Source organism: Umezawaea tangerina (assembly GCF_003002815.1).
GTDB lineage: Bacteria > Actinomycetota > Actinomycetes > Mycobacteriales > Pseudonocardiaceae > Umezawaea > Umezawaea tangerina.
Window position 1 is genome coordinate 205878 of record NZ_PVTF01000012.1, and the last position, 25556, is coordinate 231433.

Here is a 25556-nt window from a genome sequence, read left to right on the forward strand (position 1 = left end):
CACCTCAGCACGACTCTGGTCACCACACCGACCCGAGGAGCTGAGTTCGATGGAGTGGACCCCCGAGGCGCTCAAGGCCGAAGTCGAGTACCGCCAGTGCGCCCTGCGCACCGAAGCCCGCCAGTCCCGCCTGCTCACCAAGCCCACCCGGACCTGGTGGCACCGCCTCACGAACCGATGACACGAAAACGCCCCTGACCACCGTCATGGCTGGTCAGGGGCAACCGTCGGGGCGACAGGATTTGAACCTGCGACCCCCCGCTCCCAAAGCGGGTGCGCTACCAAGCTGCGCCACGCCCCGGTCCCCCGTAGCTTAGCGCGACACGCTAAGCTGTTTCCGCGCCCTCCCCCAGAGGGCCATGCGGGTGTAGCTCAATGGTAGAGCCCCAGCCTTCCAAGCTGGTCATGCCGGTTCGATCCCGGTCACCCGCTCCACAACAAAAGCCCAGGTCCACAGCGTCTACTGTAGACCTGGGCTTTTGCTTTGAGGTGCCTCGACGTCCGACGTGCCAGATTCGTGCCAGATCAGACTGGCGGGTCCTGCTCTCCTTCCGACTCGGCCTCACGCATAGCGCCGCTGATCAAGGCGTTCAGGGCGGCTGCGATCTCTCGGTCACGCTCGCTGGTGGCGTGCTGGTAGACCATGGCCGCTCGCGTGCTGGAGTGCCCGATCCTGGACATGATCTCCTTCAGCGTTGCGCCCGTCTGAGCCGTCAGCGTCGCCCCAGCGTGACGCAGGTCATGTAGGTGCAGCTCGGGGTTGGCCTCTGCTTTGGCGACCGCGGTCTTCCATGTGCCGTTGAAGTTGTTCCGTCGGGGCGTGGCCCCTCGCGGCCCACGAAACAGCTTCCCGTCGGGCTCAGGGTCGGCGAACCCCGGCGTGGCCAGGTGTTGGCGCAGTACCGGCAGAATCGCGGCAGGCAACGCCACTGTGCGCCTACCCGCTTCCGACTTGGGGGCCTTCAACTTCTGCTCCCCGGTGTCGAGCTGAGCCAACGCACGGTCGACCCGAATCGTCGGCGTCCCATCGTCGATCAGCTCGTCGGCATCAACTCCAGCTTCGATCTCCTCGGCGGTCGGCTTCCGCGGGTGCGGGAGGGTCAGATCACTACGGAGCAGCGCGACCAGTTCTCCGAATCGCAGTTGGGCGAACGCTGCAAGGAGCACCAGCAGTCGATAGCGGCCGTCGATCCTCCCAGCGATCCGGAAGACCTCTGCAAGAGACGCGTGCGGCCTCTCGGGTGCCCTTTCCTGTCCTGCCCCTTTGATTCGACACGGGTTCTTCCGGATCAACTCGTCATCAACGGCGGTGTTGAGAACGGTGCGCAGGAAGCGGTAGGACTTCGCCACGGTGGACGCCCCGGTCTTGGCATCGATCAACTCTGCCCGCCACGCTCGAACCCGAGGTGCGGAAATTTCAACAAGCACCAGTTCACCCAGGTGGGGTCCGATGTGATTCTTGAGATATCCCGCGTACAGCTCCCGAGTCCTGTCGCCTAGGTCCCGTTCCCGTATCCATGTTGTCGCGTAGTCCTTCAGCTTGACCCTTCCCGCCTCAGGGTCGATCCATTCTCCGTTCTTGATCTCCGCGCGGACGTCGTCGAGGAAATCATCGGCTTCCGTCTGCGTGCGGAATGTTTTGTCAGCAGGCCGAAGCTGTCCGTCCGGTCCTGGATAACGTGCCTGGAACCGGCCTGAGGGGAGCTTGCGTACTGCCCCGAACCTTCGCTTGCGCCCCTTGTTGTTTCCTCCCACTAGCCCACCCTCCTTACAGACCTCGCTGGCACGGTCTGAGATGCGATGTACGCGTTGAGCACGCTCAGGGCGATCCGGACATGCTTGCCGATGTGGACGAACTCGATACGGCGTTCCTCGATCAGGCGTCGGGGGAAACGCTCCGTTGTGCCAAGGATCTCAGCGACATCCTTGACCGAGAGGTACCGCTCGGCTGGCAGGTCGACAACAGTCACGCGGCACCTCCGGTGAAGTGGTTGAGGGGGGTAACCGTCCCAGCCGTCCCAACCGTCCCGGCCCTGGTCAGGCTGGGACGGCTCGTGTCGGCGGGACGGTTCGAGCCGTCCCACAGCTCGGTTTGGCCAGGTTCGTCGGTGGTGTCCTCGGGTGGGCAGTACCGTCCCCAGGCGTCGAGGAAGTCCGATTTGCGGTAGCCCTTGAGTTGGGAGCCATCGGAGAATCGGACGTTCAACGATCGGATGTCGAATTCCCTGAGAAGCGCGCTCATCTTGTTCGCGGTGAGCCCGTTGGAACCGTAGGTGCACCACGGTGCTTCCGGGTCGGACTTCAACCGGTCGATCAGGACCCCGGTGGACAACGCCGTGTCCTTGGTGAAGGCCTTTCGGCAGTCCATCAACAGGCGGACGCGTTCGGAGGTGCTGCCGTCCTTGGAGGCTTCCTCGGTGAGTGCGGTGACGGCGATCCGGGCGCGTTTCGGCCATTCCCCGCCCGCGTGGTCGGCGACCGCGACGAGGGGTTCCCAGGTGTCGGCGGCCCGGTCCTCCACGGGCATGTCCGGTTCCATCGATTCCAGGACGTCGAGTGAGGCCCGTAGCCAGCCGTTGAGTTGGAAGGCGAGTGCGCGCAATGCGGGCCGGTCGCGTCGGTGGCGGTAGGGGGCTGCTTTTTCGCCGGGTCCGCGGCGGCGCATGTGCACGACCACGGCGCGGTCTTCGATGGTGTCGGGCATGGCTCCGATTCCTGCGAGTGCGGCCATGGCGAAGGTGGGGATGGATTCGACTTTGTTGGTGGCGGCGTCGTAGCGCTTGGCGGGGCGGTTGCGCTGGTGTCCGGCGTTGAGCAGTCCGCGGAGGTCTTCGTTGCCGTCCGCTTTCGGGCCGAAGATGGTGTCCGCTTCGTCCACGAGCATGGTGGGCGGGTCTTCGGTGATCGATCGGTAGACCGCGGCCGATGACGAGTTGACGGTGATGAACGGGTTGTGGCAGGTGGCTTCCACGACGTCGAGCAGTCGGGACTTGCCGCACCGCTTCTCCGGTCCGCGGATCACCATGCGGGGTGCATGGGCCCAGGCGGGTTGGGCGTGGCTGGCGGCGATCCACAGGGTGACGGCGTCGGCGTACTCAGGGTTGGGCAGCACCACGTAGCGGGTGAGCGCGGCGTGGAGCGCGTCGAGCAGATCAGCCCCGGTGGGTTCGGTGGTGATGATGGTCATGCCGCTCCTCCGGTGATGGTCTCGCGCAGCTGCGAGAGCGAGCCGGGTCCGCCCAGCAGGCGAGTGCGCCAGTCGAGTGCGAAGTCCAGGCAGTTGGCGCAGTTCCTGTGTCGGGTCGATCCGCACATCGGGCGCCGCTTGAGCCGGGCATCACGTGACCAGGCCAGGGAGTCCGCGGACTTGAGCGTGTCGCCGTAGAGCTGTAGTCCGAGGGTCTTGACCCCGAATCCGTGCAGGTTGCGGATGCCGCGCACGTGCAGGGCATGGATGATGTCGTGGGCTTCCGCGGTGGCCTGCCTGCGGCACACCGATCCCAGGCCGACCAGTGGTGCGCTGGTGAGGTCGACTCCGACCTGGTCGTAGAGGTCGGTGCAGGCAAGGTATTCGTCCCGGGTGTAGCCCTGGATGACCGGGACGAACGGCAATTCCGGTGCGATGTCACGCAGGTGCAGGTAGTTGTCCACGGTGCGGCGCTGATGCTCGGCCACGGACAGCCTGGTGCCGACGAACCGCAACGGACCGAACTGCCCACCTGCGATGACGACGGGTTCGCACATCCAGTCCTGCGGCGCGGCCCAGTCCAGGCGGCCGATCTCATCGCGGTAGCGGCGGACCCGTGCCACGTAGTCGGTAGGGCTGACGGTCCAGGCCCCGTGGTACTGCAACTCGGTGAAACCACCGGAATCCAGCGCCCACGGCGCATCGGCACGGGGCAGCGTCTTGTAGACGCGCAGCCGGATGTCGGAGACGAACAGCGGGACCCCGGCGGTGGTGAGCCAACCGGGTTGGTGGGTGCCGAGCAGGAACCGTGCTTTCATGCCGCGGGCCTCTCTTCGTGGTCGACGAGTTCTTCGGGGGTCAGGTATTCGCGGCCCCACCGGGACCACTGCGCCGGTTCCACCCATGTCCAGGTGCGGGCAGGGCCGTACTTGTCGGTGATGGCGGAGTTGGTGTTGACGGCCATGCGGTCGGTGGGCAGGTAGCAGCGCGGGACTGCGCAGTGGTGGTGAAGCGGGTACCGGCCACGGCGACTGGAGTCCCGCAGGGCCAACCAGTCGGCGTAGAAGAACCATCGGCGGTTCTGCGGCCCGCCAGAGAGGGCGACCAACGGTGTGGTCGGGTCGTCGTAGACGCTCATGCCGCACCGCGGCGGGTGGGTGCGGTGCGGGGTTTGGCCGCTCCGGCACGGAGTCCTGCGGTGATGACGCGGCGGACCTCGTTGTCGGTGCACCCGCAGGTGTCGGTGATCATGTGGACTGCGGCGGTGGTGAGTTCTACTTCGGCTCTAGACGCGGGGAGCAGTCCTCCCGCGACGAGTTGCCCCAGTGCGGTGGATGCCACGTAGAGCACGATGTTGTGCTCGTTCGGTGCGGCCGCTGCGACCTTGTCGACCTCGCCCCGTATTGCGGCGGTGACGTAGGCGGGGAGCCTGTCCACGGCGCTGTGGACGGGCCGTGAGACGGCCGTGACGGGCCTGGGAGCAAGGCGGTGGACCAACCAGGTGGGCAGATCCAGCATCGGGAGTTCGCGGGTGATCCGGTACGGGCCGTCCGGGGTGGTCGATCCGGGTGCCATGGCGTAGCCGCCGTGCCCGCGGGTGTCGATCTTCCAGCCCAGTCCGTTGCCGCGCTCGTTCTGGGTATTGCCCAACTGCACCCCTTGGGGTGCCCGGTAGAACAGGTGCGTCCCGCCGCTGGGTGTGGCCCCGGTCAGGGTGCCCAGCGGTACGGGCTGCCCGGCCTGGGCGCAGACGGACCGGAACGTGTCCGCCCCGGTCCGGACCGGCTCCCCGCGTCTAGAGCCGTCCTTGGGTTGCTCGGTCGGTGACCGTGGGACGTCGAGGTCGACGAGTACGAGGTTGCTGGGCCCGCAGGCGACACCGACGTTGCACCCGCCGTAGCGGGTGCTGCCCCAGATCCATCGGACCAGGTCCGGATCTGCCACGGCGCGTTGCTCCCATCCCTGGTGGGTGGTGGCGCAGATCCCGGTGTGAGGGCAGGAGGTTTGCCCGTGGAAGGCAGGGGGTCTCTTGGATTCCGGGTGGACAGGGAAGACGTGCCATCCGCGGGCAACCGCGTCCAACGCGACGGCAAGCATGCGCGACGTGCTCACGGTGGAGTCCCTTCTGTGGGGCGGGTGAAGTGGTGGTGCGGTGCCGCGCCGGGGCGGTGTGGTCACGTCCGGCGCGGCACCGGGTCGATACGCGAGGGGCCCGGTGTGGGGCCCGGTGCTGCGTGGTCGCCTGAGGCAGTCCACGAAGTGGTCGTTCCGGGTTCCGCTGGTGGGCGAAGGTCTAGAGCAGGGTGACGGTGCAGGGCAGGCCGGTCAGGTCGTCGGACACGTCGGTGTGGACGGTCACGCTGTCCCACTCGCCAACGGTGCACCTCTTGGTGACGGTGGCTTCCCGGCCGGGGCGGATGAGGATGCGGTCGCCGGGCCTGAGGTCCAGGACGTTGACGGTGCGGGGCATGGCGGTATCTCCTTGCGGTGTTGGTGGTGTCACGTCCCCTTGCGGTGCTGGGGTTTTCGTGTGGTCAGCGGCCGAATCGGAACCCGACCTGTTGGGCCACGACGTCGTCACCGCTGGCGACGTTGGTGTTGCTTCGAGGCTGGCCGTGGCCGGTGGCGCGGTGGACCCGGTCCACCGCGCGCTGGACTTTCGCGAGAGCGTCGGCGACCACGTCGGCCACCTGGTCGTCGTCGAGGTCGGGGCCGATGCCGGTCACGTCGTGCTGACTGCCGACGCGCGCGTTGCCGGTCACGCTGTTGACGTTGTGGATGGTGAAGCCGATACGGCGAGGCTGGTCCTGGTGGCCCATGTCGGTGTCCTTTGTGGTCGATGAGGTGTGGTCGGTCACGTCCCCGCACTGATCTGCGGTGTCGTGGGCGGCGGCTGTGTGCTTGGCGTCCTGGTGGGCTTGCCGTGCCGCGGTGAGCCGGTCGCGTGCCGCGGTGACCTGGTCGTCGTCGCCGGTCTGTTTCGCCTTGCGTAGTGCGGCTTTGGCGCGGGACACGGACTGTCGGGTGTTCTGTGTGGACCGTCCGCCCGCGCCGGGGCAGCGGCGTCCTCCTGCTCTGCACATGTCACGTCCCCTTGCTGTGCTGGGTTTTGGGTGGGTTCAGTGGGTCCGGTCGTAGGCCTTGCAGGTGGGGCACCACGTGCGGTTGGTGAACCAGGTCCACACGCCGTGCGCGCCCTGGATGGCCTGACCGCACGCGGTGGTGGACTTGCCGGTCCACCAGGACTTTGCGACCTCGACGTGGATCAGGTTGTCGTCGTCTGCGCCGCTCATCAGGAACCCCTTTGTGACTGTGAGTGATCGACTGCGGGTATGTAGGAGCGACCTGCAAGGCGCGACCTGTGGTGCTGGGCGCGGGCTTGCCGGTGATGCAGGGAAGAGGGGAAACGGAGTGGAACAGCCTTGGTTCCGGCCGTTCCAGCCGGTCGCAGGCTTAGTTTGTTGATCTTCCCCTGGCTTGATCAGCACTGGTGGGATGCGGGGAAGAGGGGTGGGGAAGTCGCGGGGGAAATTTCCCCCCGTCGACTCCTCTTCCCCATGGTCTTCCCCTGTGTCCGGCAGCGCTTCTAGTCGTCGCTGTCGGTGTCGTCGCCAGTCGCGTCATCCACATTCTCATTACGCTGAGTGAGAACTGTGGTGACCTCGGCCAGGGCCAGGACGCTGTCTCCCCGGTACTTGCGGATCTGCACTCCGACCGTGTCGAGCATGGCGCTGAACGCTTGCGAGGACATGCCGGTGTAGGTGTCGGGATCGTGCTCGATGAGTCGGGCCAGCACTACGGTGGTGCGCACCCGAGGCTCATCGCGCAACGCGGCCTCGATGTTGGCCAGGTGATCGACCGGTACGGGCTGCTCGGTCGGTTCGGTGGTCGGGTCCACGGTGCGGCCGTAGCGCTTGAGAATGGCCATCGCACGGGCGATGACGCCGTAAGCCTCCTTTGTGGACACGTAGTGCGTGCGGGTGATGACGAACGCCTGGCCGGTGGGAATGTCCTCCACTTCCCCGGTCGCGACCACGGTTCCGGCGTCCACCATCGGGCGCAGGTCCTGCGGTCGGGCGCCGCGGTCCACGGCGTCGGCCAGGATCATCCGGGCGGTGGACTCGTTGGGGACGTTGAGCGCGCACCGCACGTGCGCGCCCTCACGGACCCGTACGGGCAGCGTCCGGTCATCAGGCCGCTGGGTGGCCTGCATCAGGTGGACGTTGACCGCGCGTGCCTGGTCGTGCAGCTTCTTCGCCGCCTTGACCGCGCGGGCGTCGGACTTGGTGCCTCCGATGGGGTGCTCCGCGCCGTAGAGCACCTGGCACTCGTCGACGAACAGGTAGATCGGGTGGAAGCCCGATCCCTTGCGCCGCGACAGTTCCCGGCTGATCGGCCCGACCACGTTCTGATCGGATTTGGCCTGGTAGCGGCGTTCCATCTCCGCCACACCCCACTCGAGCATCTCGCAGGTGGCTTCCGCGTCCTCCGGAGTGGACCCTTCGATGTAGCGGGTGGCCCGCGGCTGGAACATCTTCCAGTCGCCGTCGCCCTTGAGATCGGCCACCAGCAGTTCGACCGTCGGGTCCAGCGCCAGGCCCAGGGCGAGCAACCGCATGACGGTGGACTTGCCCTGCTTGGAGGTGGCGCCGATCAGCCAGTGCTTTTGCAGCATCCCGACGGCGATCTGTTCCTGGCGCATGGTCGCGCCCCAGGGCAACCGGTCGCGGAAGACGTCGAACTCCCCGTCCGCGAGCAGCGGCCACGCGGGTGCGGGCCGGTCCATGGTGCCCTTGTCCGCGATCCACAGGTCCAGCACGCGGGCATCGGCCGCGGGGTCGCGCTGCGGCCACACCTCGTGCTTGTGACGGCCCAGGTTGCCCGCCAACAGTTCCACCTTCGCGGTGGCCAGCAGATCGGCCGCGACCACACCCAACGGCAACCGGATCTGGGTGTAGGTGCCGCCTCCCTGCTCACGGGGCTGGATCAGGTACTCCAGCGCCCCGCCGTGCTTGAGGAACGCAGCCAGTTCCTTGACCTTGACGTGGGCCAGGGCGCGGTTGATCAGGTCTGGGGTGATCTCCGAATCCATCTCGGCGCGCTCGGTCTCCGACACCAGCCAGCGCGGCACCATCGCGGAGCGGCGACCCTCGCGCCACGCGGCGAACAGCAACGTGGGCAGCGTGCCCCACATGACGATCTGCACCGCCAGGCCGATCAACACTCCGAGGACTCCGAGCACGTCACCGACCATGTCCCACCAGGCGAACCAGTTGGTGCCACCAGGACTGAACTGGAACACGATCCCGGCCACCAGCAGCACACCGGCCAGCACGGTGATCGTGACGAACAACGCTTTGAGCGCGGAGAACAGCGTGGCGGGCAGTTGCTGCAACCGCTGCGCGCGCCCGTCCTTGAGCAGTGCCAGCCGCTCGGTCCACTCGGCCAACGCCACCCGGTCGCCGACCTGACGGGCCAGGCGGATCTGTTCACGGACATGGCCGTGAGTGGCCGCGTCGGCAGCGCGGCGCGCCCAACTGGCGTGTCCTTGGGCCACGGTGACCGCGGACCGGACGGTGACACGAGTGCCCTTGCCCAGTCCGCGCCGCGAGTGGGACGCGCCGGTCTTGACCTTGCGCCACACCACAGGGGGAACCGCGGGGCGACGGACCTTCACCGCCCCCGCCGTGGTGGTGTCGGCGGGGGCGGTGCGGACGGGGGCGTCGTCGGGGACGATCTCCCCCGCCACGATGATGCGGTCCAGACCGGCGCCGGGCGCGACCGTGTCCGGTCCTGCCTCGTCGGTGTCACGACCGGGAAAGGGGTAGACGTTGGTTGCTTCGGACATGCCGGTCACCTCCTGCGGTGAAGTCGGGTCGGCGGGTCAGTGGGTGGTGCGGTTGAGGGCGTCGCGGACCTCGGTCGCGGTGGCCATCGAGCAGGACAGCGCCCGGCGGATCGGCCGCACCCCCACGTCCGGGCGCAACTGGCCCGCGGTGATGAGTGCCCGTACCCGCTCGACCAGCGCGGCCAGTTCCGGGCGGGGTCCGGCGGGGGTGTTTGCGCTGCACGATGGGCCAGTGACCCCGTCACCGTCGGTAGCGTGGATTCCCGCGGTGGTGCGCAGTGCGGTGTGGTGCAGGTCGGCGAAGCGGGCCAGGATCACCGGCAGGGTGTGGGTGACCGCCACCGCGACGATCGGCCCCAGCAGGTGCACCACGACCGGCGCGAGGGTGAACGCCTGCCCGGCCGGGAGCGTCCAGGGCAGGTAGGGCCAGATGTTCATGAACACGATCAGGGCGAGGAACACCCGCTCGATCCGGGTCACCGCGGTCGCGTCCAGCGGGGTGCCGCGCACCGCGAGGTAGGCGCGGGCCCCGACGATCATCAGCAGTGCCAGGGAGCACACCGGCTCCACCAGCCACGCCAGCCACCACCCGACGGAGTAGGGCTGCGAGGTCGCCGCGGCGAAGTGCTGCACCCCGGCGGTGGACCACGCCAACCCCAGCACGAGGGCGGCCATGCCGAGGGTGATGACCAGGCGGCGCATCCGGGCGTCGCGGTAGGCCAGCGCGGCGGGGTCCTGGTCGAGCAGGTAGAGCTGACCCGCGCGCCGCACGGCCTTGCGGCGCTTGCGCACGGACTCGGACTCGATCAGGAACGGCGTGTCGTCGTCGTCGAGTTCGAGCAGTTGGGCGGCTTCGGTGTGCTCGGCCAGCCGCTTGGACACCCGCTTGGACATGATCGGCGTGGCCACCGGGGCCGGGGTCGGGGCGGGCGCGGTCGGTCGGGGTGCGACGGAGGCCAGGTGCGCGGTGAGGGCGTCCAGCCCGCGGGTGATCTCGTCGTCGTGGTCGCCTGGGTCGTCGGTGTGGTCGGCGGTGGTGCTCATCGGAACCCCCTCGGGTGGACGTGGTGCGCGGGAATGCGGGCGGATGCGGACAGGCGTGCCGCGGTGATCAGGGCCGGGACCAGCAGCACCGCGGCACGGGAGACCGGGTCGGGCAGCAGGGCCAGGCCCACGAACTGGGCACCGCCGATGAGGCAGGTGAGGAGCAGGACCCGCAGGGCGCGGGACCCGGCGCCGCGGGCGTGGCGCAGACGGGCGGCGGTGCGCGCGGCGCGGTAGCGGACACCGCGGACCACCCACCACATGCCCAACACCGACAGCAGCGCCAGTGCGGCGGCCCACGGGAGCACCGCGTCCGGGACGTGGTCGGGCAGGGTCATCGGCCACCGCCGTAGGCGTGCGCCGTGCCGCGGTAGTGGAGGAACGGGGCGGGTTCGGGCAGGTCGGTGGTCCCGTGCTCGTGCGCGGCCTCACGGGCGGCCTGACCAGCGTCGGCGATCCGGTCGGCGACCTCGGCGACCAGGGCGAACGCGTAGGCGGTGACGCGTGCGAGCAGGGTCAGGGTGGTGATCAGGACGTAGGCGATGGCGGCGGGGACGGACAGGGGGCGCAGGACCGCGCGCACGCCGAAGACGGTGGTGGACACTGGTGGGGCTCCTTCTGGTCTGGTGACGGGTCAGGGGGTGTTGTGAGGCCCGGTCCGGCGGAACGTCCGGCCAAGTTCGAGCCGCCGGACCGGGGCACAGCTAGCGGGACAGTGCGGTGAACAGGTCCAGCGCGTCGGCCAGGACCGCGGCGTGGTCGAATGCCAGCGCGGTGGGCAGGGTGTCGATGCGGACCCAGCGGGCCATCACGGCGTCGTCGGCGCCGACCGCGATGGGCCGGTCCGGGACGATCGCGAGGAACGCGACGCTGACGACTCGGCCGCGGGGGTCGCGGTCGGGGGTGTCGTAGATGCCGACCTGGTGCAGACGGTCCGGGGTGACGGTGACGCCGGTTTCCTCGGCGAGTTCGCGCACCGCGGCCTGGAGGAAGGTCTCGCCGGGCTCGACGTAGCCGCCGGGGAGGGCGAGGTGTCCGGCGAACGGGGCGTGGCCGCGTTCGATGAGCAGCACGGACGGGAGCCCGGTGGGGTCGTGGCCGATGACGACCATGTCCGCGGTGATGTTGGCGTTGGCGGTCTTCACGATGGTTCTCGCTTCCGGTCGGTGTCCTGTGTGGACGGTGCGGTGTTCCGGGTGGTGGGGCTGTGCTGGGGTCACACGGGCTTGTTGACGGTGACCTTCTCGTTGGCGCCGAAGTAGGTCTTCGTGCCGTCGTCCATGGTGATCAGGACGTCCGGGCCCTTGATCTCGACGGAGGCGACCAGACCGGCCAGGTTGGTCAACGAGGCGCCTTTCCTGACGTTCTTGGCGGAGACGGGTGTGGGGTGGGTCCTACCCATGACGGGTTCTCCTCGCTGTCGGTGCTGCTAGGCGGGGCGGTAGACCGTGACGCGGGCGGTGGTGGCGAAGCTGGCCCGGTTGCCGTTGGTCAGGATGGCGATGACGTCGGTGCCGACGGTGGTGGTCGTGGAGACGATGCCGCGGCTGGGGATCTGGTCGCCGGATCGGAGGTTGGGGGCGGGAAGGTCGGTGATGGTCTGGAGCACGTCGACACTCCTGAGGGTGTCCGGTGTGGATGGTCGGGTCAGCGGGTGCGGGCCGGGGTGTGGCACCGGGTGGCGAAGGTGCCGCAGTGCACGCGGGTGGTGCCGGTGCCGGTCCGGGCCTCCACGGTCGGCTGACCACAGTCGTGGCAGGGCTTGTTGGTGCCGACGGGATCGGGGATGTTCATCGCGGGGTTCCTCCCGTGCTGTGGTGGTCGACAGTGCGGGCCAGCGCACGGAACGTCCGTCCCTGGCCGTAGGCGAAGTACTCGACCTCTCCGGAGTCCATTCGGACCGCGTCGCCGTTGAGGGCGGTCGCGAGGTGCGCGATGGTGTCGCGCAGTTCGGGGTACCGGTCCACGGCGGCGATCAGGTCAAGCAACAGGGGCTTGCCGAGCTGCATTCGGCGCCACAGCTCGATGGCGTCCGCCGCGGTCAACGTCCGCGCGTCGGGCGTCTCCGTCACTGCGACGGGCGTGGGGCCGGGCATCACGCCACCGCCGCGGGGGTCGTGGTGATGGTGCGCAGCAGCGCGGACGGGCTGATCTCCACGTGGGTGCCGCGGGTGGGGGCGGGAAGACCCAGACCGGTGAACACGGTGGCGGTGTCGGCGGGGGTCAGGTGGTTCCACACCTGCATGGCGTGTCCGTCGATTCGGGTCTGCGCGGCGATCTGCGTGAACGTGTCGGCAACCGAGAAGCTGACGGTGCAGTCCAGCGTGCGGGCCCAGTTGGTCACCGCGGTCGCCACCCCGGTCAGGTCGCTGTCCGGTGACAGTTGCAGGGCGATCTCGACTTCGACGTCGTCGGACACGAGCAGCGGGCGGAGGTTGATGCCGACCACACGCGGGAGGTCGGGGTGGTCCTGGAGCAGACGCGCGGCCACGGTCGCGGCATGGGCCAGGGCGGTGAGGTGGTTGTCCATCGGGCAGCCTCCAAGCTGTCGGTGTCGGTGGTTTCCAGGCAGGGCACGCACATGCGCAGGTCGCGCGGGATGATGTAGCCGCGGTCGCGCCCGCACTGCGGGCAGATCCGCCTGGCGAGGTTGGCTTTCGCGAGCGCGGTCCACTTGGCGCGGGTCATCGGCCGGACCGGTTTCGCGGTGGCGACCAGGTAGAGCGAGGCGAACCACGTGGTGCTCGACGGGTTGTGGCGGCCGTAGAGCACCGCGACCGGGTCCGCACCGCCGGGGCGCAGGCCCAGTGCCCGCAGTTGGCGGTAGGTGGCGAGCAGGTGGCGCGGGGCCATGTGCCGGGACAGCAGCGGTAGCCCGTCGTGGATTCCGCGGGTGAAGGTCGGACCGGCCTGCCAGGGCACGTGCTCGGTCCACACCCACCCAAACGCCCTGCCCGCCATCACGACACCCCCGCCGCCACGATCAGGTGCGCCTGGTCGCGATCCGCGGTGGCCAACGCGCGCATCTCATCGCCCAACACCCGGTCGACGCCGGGAGTGGCGGCCAGCCTCTCCCGCAGGTCGGCGTGCTCCCGCAACCACAAGGCCTGTTCGGCAGGTGTCGCGTCGGCCGTGGGCCTGGCACAGGAGTGGGTCAGCAGTGCCATAGCGGGGGCGATGTCCGGGGTCGGCGCCATCACGCCACCCGGCCCAGGTTCGCCGCGGCACGCGCAGCTGCGCGGCGGGCCTTGCGCCCGGTGCGCTTGGTCTTGCCGAAGACCGGCGCGGGGAGGGTGAGCGTGGTGACCGGCTGCGGCGTGGCCTCCGACTCACGGACCACCTGAGCCAGCGTGACGCCGAACCGGGCGGTGACACCGGCCAGCGCACGGGCCGCGATACGGCGGTTACGACGCTCCAGAGCGGAACCGTCCAGCAGCGCCGATGTCGGCGCAGGGGATGCGATCTCGACTGAGATCAGGGCCTGGATGCGGCCCAGAACCGACGGGGTGATGCCGTCGGGGTAGGTACTCGTGCTGGTCATCTGCGACTCCCTTGATACTTACGGACGAGGTCCGCATGTCTGTCGGTCTGTATGCAGACATTAGGAGTCGCGCTGGATGGCTGTCAAGACTCTGTATGCAGACTGCTCTAGACTGGGTAGATGACCAGCGGATTCACTGACGCTCGCCCACTTCAGGTGCAGGTAGCGGACGATGTCCGGTTGAAGATCGAGAGTGGGGAGTGGCCTCCCGGTCACAAGTTGCCCTCGTTCGACGAGCTCGCGACGGCTCACGGCTGTTCGCTTGCGGTGGTACGCAAGGCTGTAGACCTGCTGAAGCAGCAGGGTCTCATCGTGACAATGCAAGGCAGTGGAACATTTGTTCGTGATCATCCGATTGCACAATTGCAAGGAATTGAGCGCTACTCGCGCAGCCTTTGGCAATCCGGTAAGACTGTGCTTGTCGCTACGCCTAGGGACTCGATTTACGGTAAGGCGAGTCAGGAAATTCGAGCACTCGAACAAGTTCCTGCTTCCAAGTTGGTGGCTGATCGCTTGAGGATTGCGGTTGGGACACCCGTGTGGGCACGACGCAGGACTACCGCCGTTGATGGTCGTCCTAATCAACTTGCGGATAGCTACTACGAACTTGACGTCGTCCGCGGTACGGCGATCATGGAGCCCGATACGGGACCCGGTGGCGGGTTGGCTCGACTTGAAGAGAATGGCTACCGGCTTGCCGAGGTGGAAGAAGAGCTCTCTACCAGAATGCCTACTGGACCTGAGTCTGTTTCATTGCAGCTCCCGCCGGGCACTCCGGTACTTGAGCTTGTAAGGACGATCTACGATGACACCGGCCGTGCAGTGGAGGTTATGACTTCTGTGATTGCCGGTGATACTGCTGCCTTTCGCTACCGTTTTCCCATTCCGGACTAAGGGGTCCAGATGCGAGCCGTAATGGAAAGTCGGGCAACACCTGGTCGAGTGAACGATGACTATGCTGTGGTCGGCTTGGAATGGGCGGTCGTGCTGGATGGGGCGACTGCGCTGAAGCCGGAAAAAAACGGCTGTATCCATGACGTTCCATGGGTGGTGCACAGACTTGCCGGAAATCTGGCTCAGCTACTCACCACTGCTTCAGACCTTGTGCTAGCAGATGCCCTGGCTGAGTCAATCGCTCACACCTGTGCGGCCCATGAGAAAACATGTGACTTGAGCAACCCGGACAGTCCGTCGTCAACGGTGACGATATTGCGTCATCGTGATGATTTTCTCGACTACCTAGTTCTTGGAGATTCCCCGCTTCTTGTCAGCCATGCGGGAAAAATTGAACCCGTTCTCGATGAGCGAATGGCAAACCTCAACGATTACTCGTATGACGCTGTGATGGCTGTGCAAAACACGCCAGAGGGGTATTACGTTGCTAACACCATGCCCGATGCCGCCTATCAGGCCGTGCACGGTAGCTTCCCGGCGGGGAGTGTAGATTCGGCGGCATTGTTGACCGATGGTGCGAGTCGCCTCGTAGACGCATTCCAGTTGATCTCATGGGAAGAACTGTTTCGCATCCTGTCTGATGAAGGGCCCGCGAGTCTGATTACGCAGACGAGGAAGGTTGAAGCTGGCGGTGTCGTATCGAGTGACGGTCGGACACGCAAGCATCATGATGACGCGACAGCGGTTTTCGTGAACCTTGTGCCGTAGGGGTACTGCTACGACAGATCCTTGCCTGCACTGAGGGGGGTAGCCGTCCCAAGCGTCCCAGCCGTCCCACCGCAGGTCAGGCCGGGACGGCTTGTTTTATGGGACGGCTCAATCCGTCCCAGTGATTCGTGCCGTCCCGCCCTGACCTGCGGTGGGACGGCTGGGACGGCTGGGACGGTTACCTCTCTCGACACGAAGGTGATGAGCGAAGGCGGCGACCTGTTGTGGACCCGAATGGTGTCTACGAGTTCCTGCGTGATTAAGCCTCTACAGACGTCGCCAGGCCTCCTACTGAGGGATTGAACCCTGTGCTCTCTATGGACAAGCTTCCGCCTCACCGGTCATCTCATACGCTGCCGTTAAGCCTGTGCCCTCCGCGGTTCAGGGGCGTTCATCGGAGGGCGCCGACCAGGGTAGGAGCGTCCAGCGGACCGGGAGGTACGGCCATTCTGACGCTTTACGCGCGAAGGATGATGACCCATTTGAGGCGCGAATTCCGCGACATCTGCGAGATTTGACTCGACTAAGATTGCCACCCCTCCAGTTGGAATATTAGCTATAGGCTTGCGCACCTCACTTGCCCACTTGAGCAATTGCTTCTCTGGACCGACTATTTTACAGTGACTACTTACATCTCGGCCTCTGCAAGACCTATACTCTTAACGCCCGATGTTCCCATGTAATGACCAAATGAATTCCATACAAAGTACGATTCATCTCGAACATCCATCGAACTCATCGATACTGAAGGCGCAGAAGAAAGCAATGCGACGAATTTGACGGAATAACCTCCAGTTGAGTCAAACTGAGACGCCCATTCGTTGTAGGCAATCTTCATCTCACCAAGGCCATCATGCGCCACATAAGGCGATGGCAAATACTTAACATAGTAGAACGACAGCCCTTTCTCCACAACCAGGTCAAACGGACAATCAGGGCCCATAAGTAGAGGCCTAAATCCTTGCGTTGCCAAATATTGATCATATTTTCCCACAGCTCGCAAAACCTCTTGCCGATCCCTCCCGTAGCTGATCTTTATCCGGTTCAATTTTGCGTCTTTATCAACTTTTTCCACCTCGGCAAGCGCCAAGGTGGATATATTTATCCCCGCGGCTTCTGCGGCGTGCTGCAAGAACTGTTCCGGCTGGAGCATGTATAGGGTGGCACCCGAATCATGATGCAGTTCTTCACACAGTTCCACACGTGGGCCCCGCGCGTTTCCGCGGTCATCGTGTCGCCACCAATCAGGCTTGGTGTCTCCGGTAACAAAGAGAACGTCTTGCCAACTTCTTTTCCTGCATTCACTCAATATTTGCAGCCACACAAAGTAGTCTCCCACCCTTTTCTCAGGAGGTTTGTTCTTATCCTCGTAACCCGGAGGGACTTTATCTTCTATGCGCTTCACTGCCTCACTGGCAGCTTGCCGCTTTTCTTTTACTGTAAACGGGGAGCCTACTCGATCGGCCAACAAGACTTCCAATGCAAGTAGCACTCGGTCTTTGCTCGTATCCTGAGCCTCCTCTAACCAGGCACCTCGATAGCTACTAATTCTAGAAACCGTACTCTCCGTGACCTCTCGGATTTTATTCAATAAACCCTCCTTTTCTACGTTAGAAAGAGATATGCGATTCGCCCAAGTTTCCAATGCTTGCCCCTGCGTTTCAAGCCCTTTACGGAGAGCCTGTGTCGCCTGGTTAGTCGCCTTGCTGAAGTCCGCCAGAGCCGAGTCACGGTTACGCCAGAATTCAGCGGCAACCTGATTTGGAATCCAGATTCTTCCACTAATGGCTGACATTACATTCAGGAAGTCTGAGCAGACGGCAGGAGTATACCTATAAAGGTTCAGCAATGCATTCGTATCAAATACTACTGCCCCGCTTTGAAATATTCTACGATAATCTTCCTCGTGAACCGTGGCGTACGCACGAAAGCCATCACGAAGCCCTCTGGGAATATTTCGTTCTGTCGAGTCTTCACTCGAACTATCTTGCGCTAATTCCATAGGATCCATCATGCCGCATGGAGATCACCTGAGCTTGCCACGGCGTCTCGTGTTGCCTCGCCTGAGCCGCTAAGCGAGGCAAGGACACTTGGGGTCTATGAGGCTGGATTGGCTATCTGACCGTGCCAGATCCGTGCCAGATAGGACAGCTAACCAGGGGGAGCTACGGGGAACTACAGCGCACACTGACACGTAAACCGTGTTTGGCGTCTCGGCTGATGACGCGCTCTCACTGGGACTCAACTTCCAAGCTGGTCATGCCGGTTCGATCCCGGTCACCCGCTCCACATCCAAGCCCAGGTCATCCGGCGTCCCGGTGGCCTGGGCTTTTGTGTTGGGTGAGCTTGAGCGTCGTGGTGGAAGAGGCCAATGTGGTGGGTGTGTCAAGCGGTTGATTGTCACGGTTGAGGGGAAGGGTGGGGCGGTTAGGCTCGGGGGGTGTCTGAGCACCGTTCGCTGCCGCTGTGGGCGGGGCGGGGGGCGGCGTTGGTGGGGATTGTGCTTGTCGCGCTGACGTTGCGGCAGGCGGTGGCGGCGGTGTCGCCGATTCTTGGGGACATCCGGGTGGACGTTCCGATGTCGGACATCGGGGTCGGGGTGTTGGGGACGTTGCCGCCGATCCTGCTTGCGGTGTCGGGGTTCGTGGCGCCGCGGGTGGCCCGTGGTATCGGGCTTGATGGTGGCATTGTGGTTGCACTGCTGCTCATGACCGCGGGGCATCTTGTGCGGGCGTTCGCGCCTGGGTTCGCGGTGCTGCTTGGGGGCAGTGTCGTGGCGCTTGCGGGTACGGGCATCGGGAACGTGTTGTTGCCGCCGATCGTGCGGCGGTACTTCCCCGACCGGGTAGCGCTGATGACGGCGGTCTACGCGTGCGTGGTGGGGGTGAGCACGGCGGTGCCCGCGGCGCTCGCGGCGCCGGTCGCGGAGCGGGCGGGGTGGCGGTTTTCGCTGGGGCTGTGGTCGGTGACGTCGGTGGTGGCGCTGGTTCCGTGGATCGTGATCATCGCGAAGGAACGGCGTCGGCGGGCGTTGGACACCGGTGTTGTCGAGTCGGCGCCTCCTGCGCTGGTCACGAGGCTGTGGCGGTCGCGTGTGGCCTTGTCGATCACGGTGATGTTCTCGACCAGTGCGATCTGCACCTACGCGGCGTTCGCGTGGCTGCCGGAGATCCTGGGCGACATCGCGGGCTCGACGCCGACCGAGGCGGGTGTGCTGCTGGCGGTCACCGGTCTCATCAGCGTGCCGGGTGCGCTCATCGCGCCGCTGCTGGTGGCGCGGTTGGGCAACGTGGGCTGGCTGATCGGCGCAGGTATCGCGAGCTTCGTGCTCGGCTACCTCGGCCTGTTGATCGCGCCCGCGACGCTCACGCTGCTCTGGGTGCTGCTGATCGGTTCGGGGTCGATCCTGTTCCCGGTCAACCTCGTGCTGATCAACGTCCGCACCCGGACCCAAGGCGGCACGGTCGCGTTGAGCGGCTTCGCGCAGGGGGTCTCGTACGCGCTTGGCGCGCTCGGTCCGCTGTTCGTGGGGCTGCTGCACGACGTGAGCGGCGGATGGACCCTGCCGTTGCTGTTCCTGCTCGCCGTCATCCTCGTGACGATCATCCCGGCGATCATGCTGGCGAAGCCCGCGTTCGTCGAGGACGAGCTCGGCCACGACGTTCCGGCCGGGTTGACCTGACCCGCGTTGTCCGACCGCTTCACAACAGCCGCGTCCACCGTGCGATCACCCCTTAGCGTGCCGGGTATGAGTGGGCCCGGTGAGCAGGTAGCGGAGTGGGTGGGGGCGGAGGTCGGGGCGTTCGTGCCGTTGGGGAGTCGCGACGGTGGGCCTTGGCGGGTGGCGGTCGGGGGCACCGAGGTCGTGGTGAAGGTGGGACGGCGGCGGGAGCCGTTCGTGGTCGAGGTGGCGGCGCTGGAGAGGGCGGCAGCGTTCGGGGTGGCGGCGCCCCGTGTGCTCGCGGCGGATCTTGGGGGTGGGCTGGCCGGGCACTTCGGGGTGGTCACGTCGGTCGTGCGCGGGAGCAGTCGGATTCCGGTCGACGTGCGGGCTGGGCGGTTGCGGGAGCTGGGGGCGGCCGCGGCGCGGTTGCACCGGGTCGTGGTGGAGCCGACGGCGGAGCTGCCGTTGCGGGAGCGGGCGATCGAGGACGTGGACTTCGCGGCGGACTGGCGGGAGCGGGGCCCCGCCGAGCTGTTGGAGGAGGCCGAGCAGGTCCTGGAGGGGTTCGACCGCGACGGTGGGCCGCGGGTGTTCCTGCACGGGGATCTCTGGCAGGGCAACACGATGTGGGTGGGCGACTCGTGCACGGGGATGGTCGACTGGGACGGGGCGGGGACCGGGCCCAGCGGGGTGGACGTCGGGTCGATGAGGTGCGACGCGGCGATCCTGCACGGGCTCGGGGCGGCGGACCTGGTGCTGGACGGGTGGGAGCGGGAGGCCGGGAGTCGGGCTCCGGACGTGGCGCGGTGGGACGTGGTGGCCGCGTTGGGCACGCCTGCGGACCTGGGTGACTGGTTGCCGGTGATCCACGGGCAGGGGCGGGGTGATCTGGACGCGCGGACCGCCACGGCGAGGCGGGACGAGTTCCTGAGGGCGGCGCTGGGGAGGTGAGGGCGCGGTTCACGAACGCGTCGCCGTGGGAGCCGGTTCGCGCAGCAGTTCGACGGCCAGCCAGGCGCAGCCCGCGGCGATGAGGACGCCGTGGGCGATGCGGAACGGGGCCGGGGTGAAGAACTGCGGGATGAACAGGGCGAAGCCGGTGGCCAGAGGCACCGCCGACCACCTGGGGAGGTGGCCGGAGCGGTGGACGTCGACGGCGGCGGTGATGGTGCCCACGGCGATCAGTGCCAGGCCCAGGACGAACATCGTGGCGGCGGCCGGGGTGTAGCGGATGGCGTCGACCATGGTGAGCAGGCCCAGGTCGTGGTCGGTGGCGATCCGCTGGCCGATGGCGTGCAGGCCGAAGACCTCGGCGCCGTAGTACGGGAGCGTGAGGCCGACGCCCAGGTACGTGGTCAGGTGGGCGGTTCGGCCGACGTGCAGCCCCTGCAACGCCAGGGGCAGCAGGATGAAGCCGAGGACGGCCGCCAGGTGGGCGGTGATCCAGGAGCCGGTGGCGAACGAGAGCGCGCCCGCCATGGTTGTCTCGTCGACGTAGGGCCTGACCAGCGGGTAGGCGAGGAAGAGCAGGCCGGTCGCGGCGAAGGCGGCGGCGGTCTGGCGCGGGGTGGTCATCGGCACTCCTGGAGGCGCTTGTCACTTTAGTGAGCGGTGCTCTCTCAGTGTTGACGAGTGCCCGGCCATCCGTCAAGAGCGGTGCTCACTGAAGTTGCCGGCGCTCTAGACTCGGCCCATGACCCCACGGCAATGGGCGCGCGAGCAGGCGATGGCCGACATCAAGCGGATCGCGCGGGAGCAGCTGGCGGTGCAGGGCGGGGCCGCGCTGTCGTTGCGGGCGATCGCGCGGGAGCTCGGGATCGTGTCGTCGGCGATGTACCGCTACGTGCCGAGTCGCGACGAGCTGCTGACGATGCTGATCGAGGACGCCTACAACGCGGTCGGGGACGTGGCGGAGGCGGCGGACGCGGCCTGCGAGCGGGCCGACGTGGTGGGGCGCTGGAAGGCGATCGGGACGGCCGTGCGCGCGTGGGCGGTGGCGGTGCCGTCGGAGTACGCGCTGATCTACGGCAGTCCGGTACCCGGTTACGCGGCGCCGCCGGACCGGACGATCACGCCGGGGACGCGGGTGACGAGGCTGCTGATCGGGGTGATCAGCGAGGCCGATTCCGCTTACGCGGGGCCGAATCCGGTGATGGCGCCGCCGGTGCGGGAGGACGTGCGGGGGATCCGGGAGAGCCTCGGCGTGCGCGGGGACGACGACCTGGTGGCACGGGCGGTGCTGGCGTGGACGGCGGTGTTCGGGTTGATCAGCTTCGAGCTGTTCGGGCAGTTCGCGGGCGGGGTGCACGACCCCGCGGCGCACTTCGACCACCAGCTGGACCGGCTCGCGCTGCTCGTCGGATTGGCGTGATCACCCGTTCGCCGCAGGTCGGCGACCGTACGCTGGACGCGTGAGGCAGGAGCATCCCGACCTGGAGCGGGTGAAGCTGACGGACGTCATGAGCGCGCTCGGCGACCCCGTCCGGATCGGCCTGGTGCGCGTGCTGTCCGACGGCGCGGAACGGGGCTGGGGCGAGCTGCGGGCGCCGGTGGCGAAGTCGACGTTGAGCCACCACCTGAAGACCTTGCGCAACGCCGGGCTGACCTGGACGCGCGAGGAGGGCACGCGGTGCTTCGTGCGGCTGCGGAGGGCCGAGGTCGACGCGCGGTTCCCCGGTCTGCTGGACGCGGTGCTGGCCGCCGCGGCGGCGGAAGGCGTCGGCGGGCACGTCGGGCTTTCGCCGACCGGCTGACCGGTATGCGACCGGGTTCTACCCCACCGCGCCGCGCGCCGTGACCACGAAAGCGTTTTCCGCCTTGCCCGCGAGGAGAAACCCCCAGCAAGCGCGGCGTCACCGGCGGCAGTTCTGCCGGTCGTTCTGCCTGGCGTTCCGCCGTCCCGTTCGGTGCAGTGGGGCCCTACGGATGGAGGTTTCCCCAGTGCAGCAGGTTCTGCTCGATTTCCGCACCGCGCCACCGGCCGGTGGTGGGGACACCGCGCACCTGGCCGCCTCCTCGGGCGCGCAGTTCCGCGGTGACCACTGGGTGCTGCGGGCGGGAGGTGAGGCGGTGATCGGCTTCTGCTGCTCGCCCGGCTCGCCGCTGGGACGGGTGACGCTGGTCGGGTCGCCGCGGCACGTGGCGCGCCGTCCCGTCGAGATCCGCATGGAGGCCAACGGCACGCTCGTCTGGACGCGCGAGGGCCTGCCCAGCAGCCGGACGCGGGAGCTGGAGCGGTTCGACATCCCGGCGTCGGTGCTGCGGCCGGGCCAGAACGCCCTGACCGTGCGGAACTGCGGTCCCGAGGACTCGGTGTACCGCCTCTACAAGGTCTTCTTCGAGCCGTTGACCTAACGTCCGGTCCACGGGCGCACGTCTGCGGCAGGTCGTGGTCGACAGCCACGAGCCCGCGCGGCTCGTCCGCTACTGAGCGGCGCTGCTCGGTGGCGAGACGGACGAGTCCGGCATCCCCCAGGTGGTGCGCGCCCCGGAGGGCGACGAGTTCTGCCTGGTGGGCGAGATCAGCGCTGCACCGCCCGCCACAGCTCCTCGCCGAACCTGATCGCCAGCAGCACCAGCAGGACGCCGAAGGTGAACGTCACCAGGCACCGCAGGACGATCCGCCAGGCAGGCCCCCGCATCGCCCCTCCCCTACCCGGTCACGGCGGCGACCGCGGCGCGCAGCGCCCGCGCCGCGGCGGGGTCGCCCTCGATCGACAGGTCCTCTTCACCCGCGCGGCCCCACAGCCACAGGTCGACCGCCGAGGACGACCCGGTGACCACGGTGTCGGGGTCCGCGCCGTCGCAGAAGTCCACGACGCCGGGGTGCAGCGCGACCGTCCACTCGCGACCGGGCACGCGCAGCGCGACCGCACGGCCGTCCGCGTGCGCGCGCGGCGGCTGGTGGGTGCCGAGCCAGAGCCGGAGCACCTCGTCCACGCCGTCGGCGGCGAGCCGCGCGTCCAGCGGTGCCGCCATCCCGGACGCGGCCTGCGCGTCGACCCGGTGCACCGCGGTCTCGTGCGCCATGCGCCGCAACCAGAAGCCCAGCGTCCGGTCCCCCGCGCACCACGTCGCCGCGGGCTCGGCCGCGCGCGCCGGGTCGAGCACGGCCAGCAGCGCGGCGACCCCGATCCGGTACCAGTCGAGGAGGTCGGTGTCCTCGGGGCAGTCGTCCCACGTCGTGGGCCTGCGGCCGGCGGTGATCCAGCGAGCCACCAGCCGGTGGACACCACCGAGGTGCCGGACGAGCCCGTCGACGGCCATCCCCGGACACCGGGGCACGGGGCGGTCGCGGGGCACTAGTCCGGCGGCCGCGGCGAAGGCCTCCGCGTCGGCCCGGAGCGCGCCCGCCAGCGCATGGGGGTCCACGAGGGGCAGTGTCGCGGAGGAGCCGTCCGGTGACCAGACCTCCACCGGAAAATCCGTCGCGGCCGAGGTCGCGGGGGCGTATGACTTCGGGCCATGGCCCTGACGATCCGCACGCTGACCGACGAGGACTACCCGGAGTTCGGCCGGGTCGTCGAGGAGGCCTTCCTCGCGGACCCGGACGACTCGGACCACGATCTCGAGCGCCCGCTGTTCGACCTCGGCCGGGTGCACGGGATGTTCGACGGTGCCGAGATGGTCGGCTCCGCGGCCGTGGTCGGGCGGGAGATGACCGTGCCCGGCGGCCCCGTGCCGGTAGCCACCGTCACGTCCGTCGGTGTCAAGCCGGGGCACCGCAGGCGCGGTGTGCTCGGCGGGCTGATGCGCGCCCAGCTGCACGGCCTGCACGAGCAGGGCCGCGAGGCGTTCGCGGCGCTCTGGGCGTCCGAGGCGACGATCTACGGCCGCTACGGCTACGGCCTGGCCGCGCAGTTCAGCGACCTCCGGCTGACCAGGGGCGCCGCGTTCCACCCCGGCGTCGACGTCGGCACCGACCGGGTGCGCGAGGTGCCCCGCGAGGAGGCCATGCCGGTCATCCGCGCGCTCTACGACCGGGTCGCACCGACCCGCACCGGCTTCCTGAGCCGCACGGACGCCGAGTGGGCCTACCACCTCGCCGACGGCGAGAAGCACCGCGGCGGGCTGACGCGGTACCGCTACGCCTTGCACCCCAACGGGTACGCGGTCTACCGGGTGCGGCACGCCAGGGGTGACCTCGGCCCGGCGCACGAGCTCAACGTCCGCGAGATCACCGCGGCCGACGACCGGGCGTTCGCCGCGCTCTACCGGTACCTGCTCGACGTGGACCTGGTGGCCGAGCTGCGCTACTTCACCGGCTCGGGCGACCCGGTGCTGCACCTGCTCGCCAACCCCCGGCTGGCCAGGCGGGTCGACCGCGACTCGCTGTGGGTGCGGCTGGTGGACCTCGACCGCGCGCTGGTCCAGCGGCGGTACCTGTCCGATGTGGACGTCGTGCTCGACGTCACCGACGGCCTGTGCCCGTGGAACGCCGACCGCTGGCGGTTCACCGTGAAGTCGGGCGAGGCGGCCGTGCGCCGGGTCGCCGACGAACCGGACGTGGTGCTCGACGTCGCCGCGCTCGGGGCGGCGTTCCTCGGCGGCACCCGGCTGACCAGCCTGGCGGCCGCGCAGCACGTGCGCGAGCGGACGCCGGGTGCCGTGCGGGCGCTGTCGCACGCGTTCCTCGGCGACGTGGAGCCGCACTGCCCTGAAGTGTTCTGAGGGAACCGTTGACGGAGCGTCATCGTTGAGGGGGTATCTACCTCAGGAGGCATCCGGTGGGCACAGTCGTGTTGGTCGTGGTGGTGCTCGCGATCATCGGTGGCATCCTCTACCTGGTCAAGTCCGCCGGGGACACCAAGCGGCGCGAGCTGGAGGACGCGAAGTCCGAGGCCAGGCGCTGGGTCGAACGGCTCGGTGGCCAGGTGATGAGCCTGAACGGCACCGACACCGCGTCCCGGCAGGCGATGGCGGACGCGTCGGAGCGGTTCACCGCCGCCGGGTCGCAGATGGAGCAGGCGCAGACGAAGGAGCAGGCGAGGCAGGTCACGCAGACCGCCATGGAGGGCCTGTACTACGTGCGCGCGGCCCGTGTGGCCATGGACATGGACCCCGGTCCGGAGCTGCCCGACCTCACCGGCCAGAGCCGGGCGGGCTCGGTGTCGGAGGAGCGCGACGTGACGGTCGAGGGCCACGAGTACGCGGCCTCGCCGAAGCCCGGTTCGCGCACCCCGCACTACTACCCCGGTGGTGTCGTCGCAGGTCGCCCGGTGCCGCAGGGCTGGTACAGCGAGCCGTGGTGGAAGCCCGCGCTCGTCGCGGGCGCCTGGGGCCTCGGGTCGTTCCTGCTGTTCGACGCGATGTTCTCCGGCATGCACGGGTACTCCGGCGACGCGATGGGCTCCGCCTACGCCGACGGCTACCAGGACGGCATCGACGCGGGTGACGGCGGCGGGGACGGCGGCGGCTTCGACGACGGTGGCGGCTTCGACAGCGGCGGCTTCGACGCGGGCAGCGACGGGTTCGACGCCGGTGGTTTCGACATGGGCGGTTTCGACTTCTAGTCCACAGTGGACGTCCTGGGCCGTCCGCGGGTCGGATCTCGCCTTCCGCCTGCCCTCGCCACTTCCGGTGGCCGCCGACCGACGAGTCCGGGCCGTAC

Annotated in this window: 34 protein-coding genes, 2 tRNA genes and 1 pseudogene; 11 read left to right on the forward strand and 26 right to left on the reverse strand. The window is 67.7% G+C overall.

Annotated features, from left to right (window positions below):
- Window positions 1-49: 49 nt before the first annotated feature.
- Window positions 50-181: a hypothetical protein gene (locus CLV43_RS50185; protein WP_281262189.1), complete on the forward strand. Its 132-nt coding sequence runs from the start codon at window positions 50-52 to the stop codon at window positions 179-181.
- A gap of 46 nt (window positions 182-227) precedes the next feature.
- Here CLV43_RS50185 and CLV43_RS34900 read toward each other — a convergent pair.
- Window positions 228-301 (reverse strand) — tRNA-Pro (locus CLV43_RS34900).
- A 60-nt stretch (window positions 302-361) separates the two neighbouring features.
- Between CLV43_RS34900 and CLV43_RS34905 the strand changes: the two genes are divergently transcribed.
- Window positions 362-435: transfer RNA gene (locus CLV43_RS34905), tRNA-Gly, on the forward strand.
- A 90-nt stretch (window positions 436-525) separates the two neighbouring features.
- Here the strand turns inward: CLV43_RS34905 and CLV43_RS34910 are convergent.
- The 22 genes and pseudogenes from CLV43_RS34910 to CLV43_RS35000 all read right to left on the reverse strand — a co-directional run bounded on the left by CLV43_RS34910 (window position 526) and on the right by CLV43_RS35000 (window position 13620).
- Complete coding sequence (locus CLV43_RS34910; protein ID WP_106192797.1) at window positions 526-1755, reverse strand: tyrosine-type recombinase/integrase; 1230 nt, start codon at window positions 1753-1755, stop codon at window positions 526-528.
- Window positions 1755-1970: a helix-turn-helix domain-containing protein gene (locus CLV43_RS34915; RefSeq protein ID WP_245887185.1), complete on the reverse strand. Its 216-nt coding sequence runs from the start codon at window positions 1968-1970 to the stop codon at window positions 1755-1757. Before CLV43_RS34915 ends, CLV43_RS34910 begins: the two co-directional genes overlap by 1 nt.
- Entirely contained in the window at window positions 1967-3187 is a 1221-nt protein-coding gene (locus CLV43_RS34920) for a DUF3631 domain-containing protein (RefSeq protein ID WP_106192799.1), read from the reverse strand. Before CLV43_RS34920 ends, CLV43_RS34915 begins: the two co-directional genes overlap by 4 nt.
- The gene (locus CLV43_RS34925; RefSeq protein WP_106192800.1) at window positions 3184-4005 is read right to left on the reverse strand and encodes a deazapurine DNA modification protein DpdA family protein; all 822 of its coding nucleotides are present in this window, start codon (window positions 4003-4005) and stop codon (window positions 3184-3186) included. The genes CLV43_RS34920 and CLV43_RS34925 overlap by 4 nt, the downstream gene beginning before the upstream one ends.
- Window positions 4002-4325 carry a hypothetical protein gene (locus CLV43_RS34930; protein WP_106192802.1) on the reverse strand — a complete coding sequence of 108 codons (324 nt, stop codon included), beginning with the start codon at window positions 4323-4325 and terminating at the stop codon, window positions 4002-4004. Before CLV43_RS34930 ends, CLV43_RS34925 begins: the two co-directional genes overlap by 4 nt.
- On the reverse strand, window positions 4322-5284 hold the full coding sequence (locus CLV43_RS34935) for a bifunctional DNA primase/polymerase (protein WP_245887207.1): 963 nt from the start codon (window positions 5282-5284) through the stop codon (window positions 4322-4324). Before CLV43_RS34935 ends, CLV43_RS34930 begins: the two co-directional genes overlap by 4 nt.
- Before the next feature lie 196 nt (window positions 5285-5480).
- Window positions 5481-5657 (reverse strand): hypothetical protein, encoded by a 177-nt coding sequence (locus CLV43_RS48095; RefSeq protein WP_170156148.1) that lies wholly within the window; start codon window positions 5655-5657, stop codon window positions 5481-5483.
- Window positions 5658-5721: 64 nt separating this feature from the next.
- Window positions 5722-6201, reverse strand: a complete 480-nt coding sequence (locus tag CLV43_RS34940) for a hypothetical protein (protein WP_106192806.1) — start codon at window positions 6199-6201, stop codon at window positions 5722-5724.
- Window positions 6202-6306: 105 nt separating this feature from the next.
- Entirely contained in the window at window positions 6307-6480 is a 174-nt protein-coding gene (locus CLV43_RS48100; protein ID WP_170156149.1) for a hypothetical protein, read from the reverse strand.
- Window positions 6481-6773: 293 nt separating this feature from the next.
- Window positions 6774-8834 (reverse strand): FtsK/SpoIIIE domain-containing protein, encoded by a 2061-nt coding sequence (locus tag CLV43_RS34945; RefSeq protein WP_146175016.1) that lies wholly within the window; start codon window positions 8832-8834, stop codon window positions 6774-6776.
- 237 nt (window positions 8835-9071) lie between these two features.
- Entirely contained in the window at window positions 9072-10079 is a 1008-nt protein-coding gene (locus CLV43_RS34950) for a conjugal transfer protein TraI (protein WP_106192809.1), read from the reverse strand.
- Window positions 10076-10417 carry a hypothetical protein gene (locus tag CLV43_RS34955; RefSeq protein WP_106192811.1) on the reverse strand — a complete coding sequence of 114 codons (342 nt, stop codon included), beginning with the start codon at window positions 10415-10417 and terminating at the stop codon, window positions 10076-10078. Before CLV43_RS34955 ends, CLV43_RS34950 begins: the two co-directional genes overlap by 4 nt.
- Complete coding sequence (locus CLV43_RS34960) at window positions 10414-10683, reverse strand: hypothetical protein (RefSeq protein WP_106192813.1); 270 nt, start codon at window positions 10681-10683, stop codon at window positions 10414-10416. Before CLV43_RS34960 ends, CLV43_RS34955 begins: the two co-directional genes overlap by 4 nt.
- A gap of 100 nt (window positions 10684-10783) precedes the next feature.
- Window positions 10784-11224, reverse strand: coding sequence for an NUDIX domain-containing protein (locus CLV43_RS34965; protein ID WP_245887186.1), 441 nt, complete (start codon window positions 11222-11224; stop codon window positions 10784-10786).
- 71 nt (window positions 11225-11295) lie between these two features.
- The gene (locus tag CLV43_RS34970) at window positions 11296-11481 is read right to left on the reverse strand and encodes a hypothetical protein (RefSeq protein ID WP_106192814.1); all 186 of its coding nucleotides are present in this window, start codon (window positions 11479-11481) and stop codon (window positions 11296-11298) included.
- Between the two features lie 27 nt (window positions 11482-11508).
- Window positions 11509-11688, reverse strand: coding sequence for a hypothetical protein (locus CLV43_RS34975; RefSeq protein WP_106192816.1), 180 nt, complete (start codon window positions 11686-11688; stop codon window positions 11509-11511).
- Between the two features lie 38 nt (window positions 11689-11726).
- A complete protein-coding gene (locus tag CLV43_RS48105) occupies window positions 11727-11873 on the reverse strand; it encodes a hypothetical protein (RefSeq protein WP_170156150.1) in 147 nt (48 codons plus the stop codon).
- Window positions 11870-12151, reverse strand: a complete 282-nt coding sequence (locus CLV43_RS34980; protein ID WP_146175017.1) for a hypothetical protein — start codon at window positions 12149-12151, stop codon at window positions 11870-11872. The genes CLV43_RS48105 and CLV43_RS34980 overlap by 4 nt, the downstream gene beginning before the upstream one ends.
- A 23-nt stretch (window positions 12152-12174) precedes the next feature.
- Window positions 12175-12609, reverse strand: a complete 435-nt coding sequence (locus CLV43_RS34985) for a hypothetical protein (RefSeq protein ID WP_170156151.1) — start codon at window positions 12607-12609, stop codon at window positions 12175-12177.
- Window positions 12610-12659: 50 nt separating this feature from the next.
- Window positions 12660-13040: pseudogene (locus CLV43_RS50190) on the reverse strand (RRQRL motif-containing zinc-binding protein); the annotation flags it as partial.
- On the reverse strand, window positions 13040-13276 hold the full coding sequence (locus tag CLV43_RS34995; protein ID WP_146175018.1) for a hypothetical protein: 237 nt from the start codon (window positions 13274-13276) through the stop codon (window positions 13040-13042). The gene CLV43_RS34995 and the pseudogene CLV43_RS50190, both read right to left, overlap by 1 nt.
- Window positions 13276-13620: a hypothetical protein gene (locus CLV43_RS35000; RefSeq protein WP_106192823.1), complete on the reverse strand. Its 345-nt coding sequence runs from the start codon at window positions 13618-13620 to the stop codon at window positions 13276-13278. Before CLV43_RS35000 ends, CLV43_RS34995 begins: the two co-directional genes overlap by 1 nt.
- A 120-nt stretch (window positions 13621-13740) precedes the next feature.
- On the opposite strand from CLV43_RS35000, the gene CLV43_RS35005 reads away from it, so the two are divergent.
- Both CLV43_RS35005 and CLV43_RS35010 read left to right on the forward strand, forming a co-directional pair.
- Window positions 13741-14514: a GntR family transcriptional regulator gene (locus CLV43_RS35005; RefSeq protein ID WP_106192825.1), complete on the forward strand. Its 774-nt coding sequence runs from the start codon at window positions 13741-13743 to the stop codon at window positions 14512-14514.
- A gap of 48 nt (window positions 14515-14562) precedes the next feature.
- A complete protein-coding gene (locus tag CLV43_RS35010; protein ID WP_170156152.1) occupies window positions 14563-15282 on the forward strand; it encodes a protein phosphatase 2C domain-containing protein in 720 nt (239 codons plus the stop codon).
- A 628-nt stretch (window positions 15283-15910) separates the two neighbouring features.
- On the opposite strand, the gene CLV43_RS47310 is transcribed toward CLV43_RS35010, so the two are convergent.
- Window positions 15911-17284, reverse strand: a complete 1374-nt coding sequence (locus CLV43_RS47310; RefSeq protein WP_146175019.1) for a PIN-like domain-containing protein — start codon at window positions 17282-17284, stop codon at window positions 15911-15913.
- A 438-nt stretch (window positions 17285-17722) separates the two neighbouring features.
- Between CLV43_RS47310 and CLV43_RS35015 the strand changes: the two genes are divergently transcribed.
- A complete protein-coding gene (locus CLV43_RS35015; RefSeq protein WP_106192828.1) occupies window positions 17723-18964 on the forward strand; it encodes an MFS transporter in 1242 nt (413 codons plus the stop codon).
- A gap of 66 nt (window positions 18965-19030) precedes the next feature.
- Entirely contained in the window at window positions 19031-19897 is an 867-nt protein-coding gene (locus tag CLV43_RS35020; protein WP_106192830.1) for an aminoglycoside phosphotransferase family protein, read from the forward strand.
- Window positions 19898-19906: 9 nt separating this feature from the next.
- On the opposite strand, the gene CLV43_RS35025 is transcribed toward CLV43_RS35020, so the two are convergent.
- Window positions 19907-20521, reverse strand: a complete 615-nt coding sequence (locus CLV43_RS35025; protein WP_106192832.1) for a hypothetical protein — start codon at window positions 20519-20521, stop codon at window positions 19907-19909.
- A 118-nt stretch (window positions 20522-20639) separates the two neighbouring features.
- Between CLV43_RS35025 and CLV43_RS35030 the strand changes: the two genes are divergently transcribed.
- The 3 genes from CLV43_RS35030 (at window position 20640) to CLV43_RS35040 (ending at window position 22300) form a co-directional block, all read left to right on the forward strand.
- Window positions 20640-21317 (forward strand): TetR/AcrR family transcriptional regulator, encoded by a 678-nt coding sequence (locus CLV43_RS35030; protein WP_106192833.1) that lies wholly within the window; start codon window positions 20640-20642, stop codon window positions 21315-21317.
- Between the two features lie 40 nt (window positions 21318-21357).
- Window positions 21358-21699 carry an ArsR/SmtB family transcription factor gene (locus tag CLV43_RS35035; protein WP_342749836.1) on the forward strand — a complete coding sequence of 114 codons (342 nt, stop codon included), beginning with the start codon at window positions 21358-21360 and terminating at the stop codon, window positions 21697-21699.
- A 187-nt stretch (window positions 21700-21886) separates the two neighbouring features.
- Window positions 21887-22300, forward strand: a complete 414-nt coding sequence (locus tag CLV43_RS35040; RefSeq protein ID WP_106192835.1) for a hypothetical protein — start codon at window positions 21887-21889, stop codon at window positions 22298-22300.
- A 297-nt stretch (window positions 22301-22597) separates the two neighbouring features.
- Here CLV43_RS35040 and CLV43_RS35045 read toward each other — a convergent pair whose 3' ends face one another.
- Window positions 22598-23317, reverse strand: coding sequence for a maleylpyruvate isomerase family mycothiol-dependent enzyme (locus CLV43_RS35045; RefSeq protein ID WP_170156153.1), 720 nt, complete (start codon window positions 23315-23317; stop codon window positions 22598-22600).
- Between the two features lie 93 nt (window positions 23318-23410).
- On the opposite strand from CLV43_RS35045, the gene CLV43_RS35050 reads away from it, so the two are divergent.
- Window positions 23411-24616 carry a GNAT family N-acetyltransferase gene (locus CLV43_RS35050; protein WP_106192837.1) on the forward strand — a complete coding sequence of 402 codons (1206 nt, stop codon included), beginning with the start codon at window positions 23411-23413 and terminating at the stop codon, window positions 24614-24616.
- Between the two features lie 56 nt (window positions 24617-24672).
- Entirely contained in the window at window positions 24673-25458 is a 786-nt protein-coding gene (locus tag CLV43_RS35055; protein WP_106192839.1) for a hypothetical protein, read from the forward strand.
- Window positions 25459-25556: the final 98 nt, after the last annotated feature.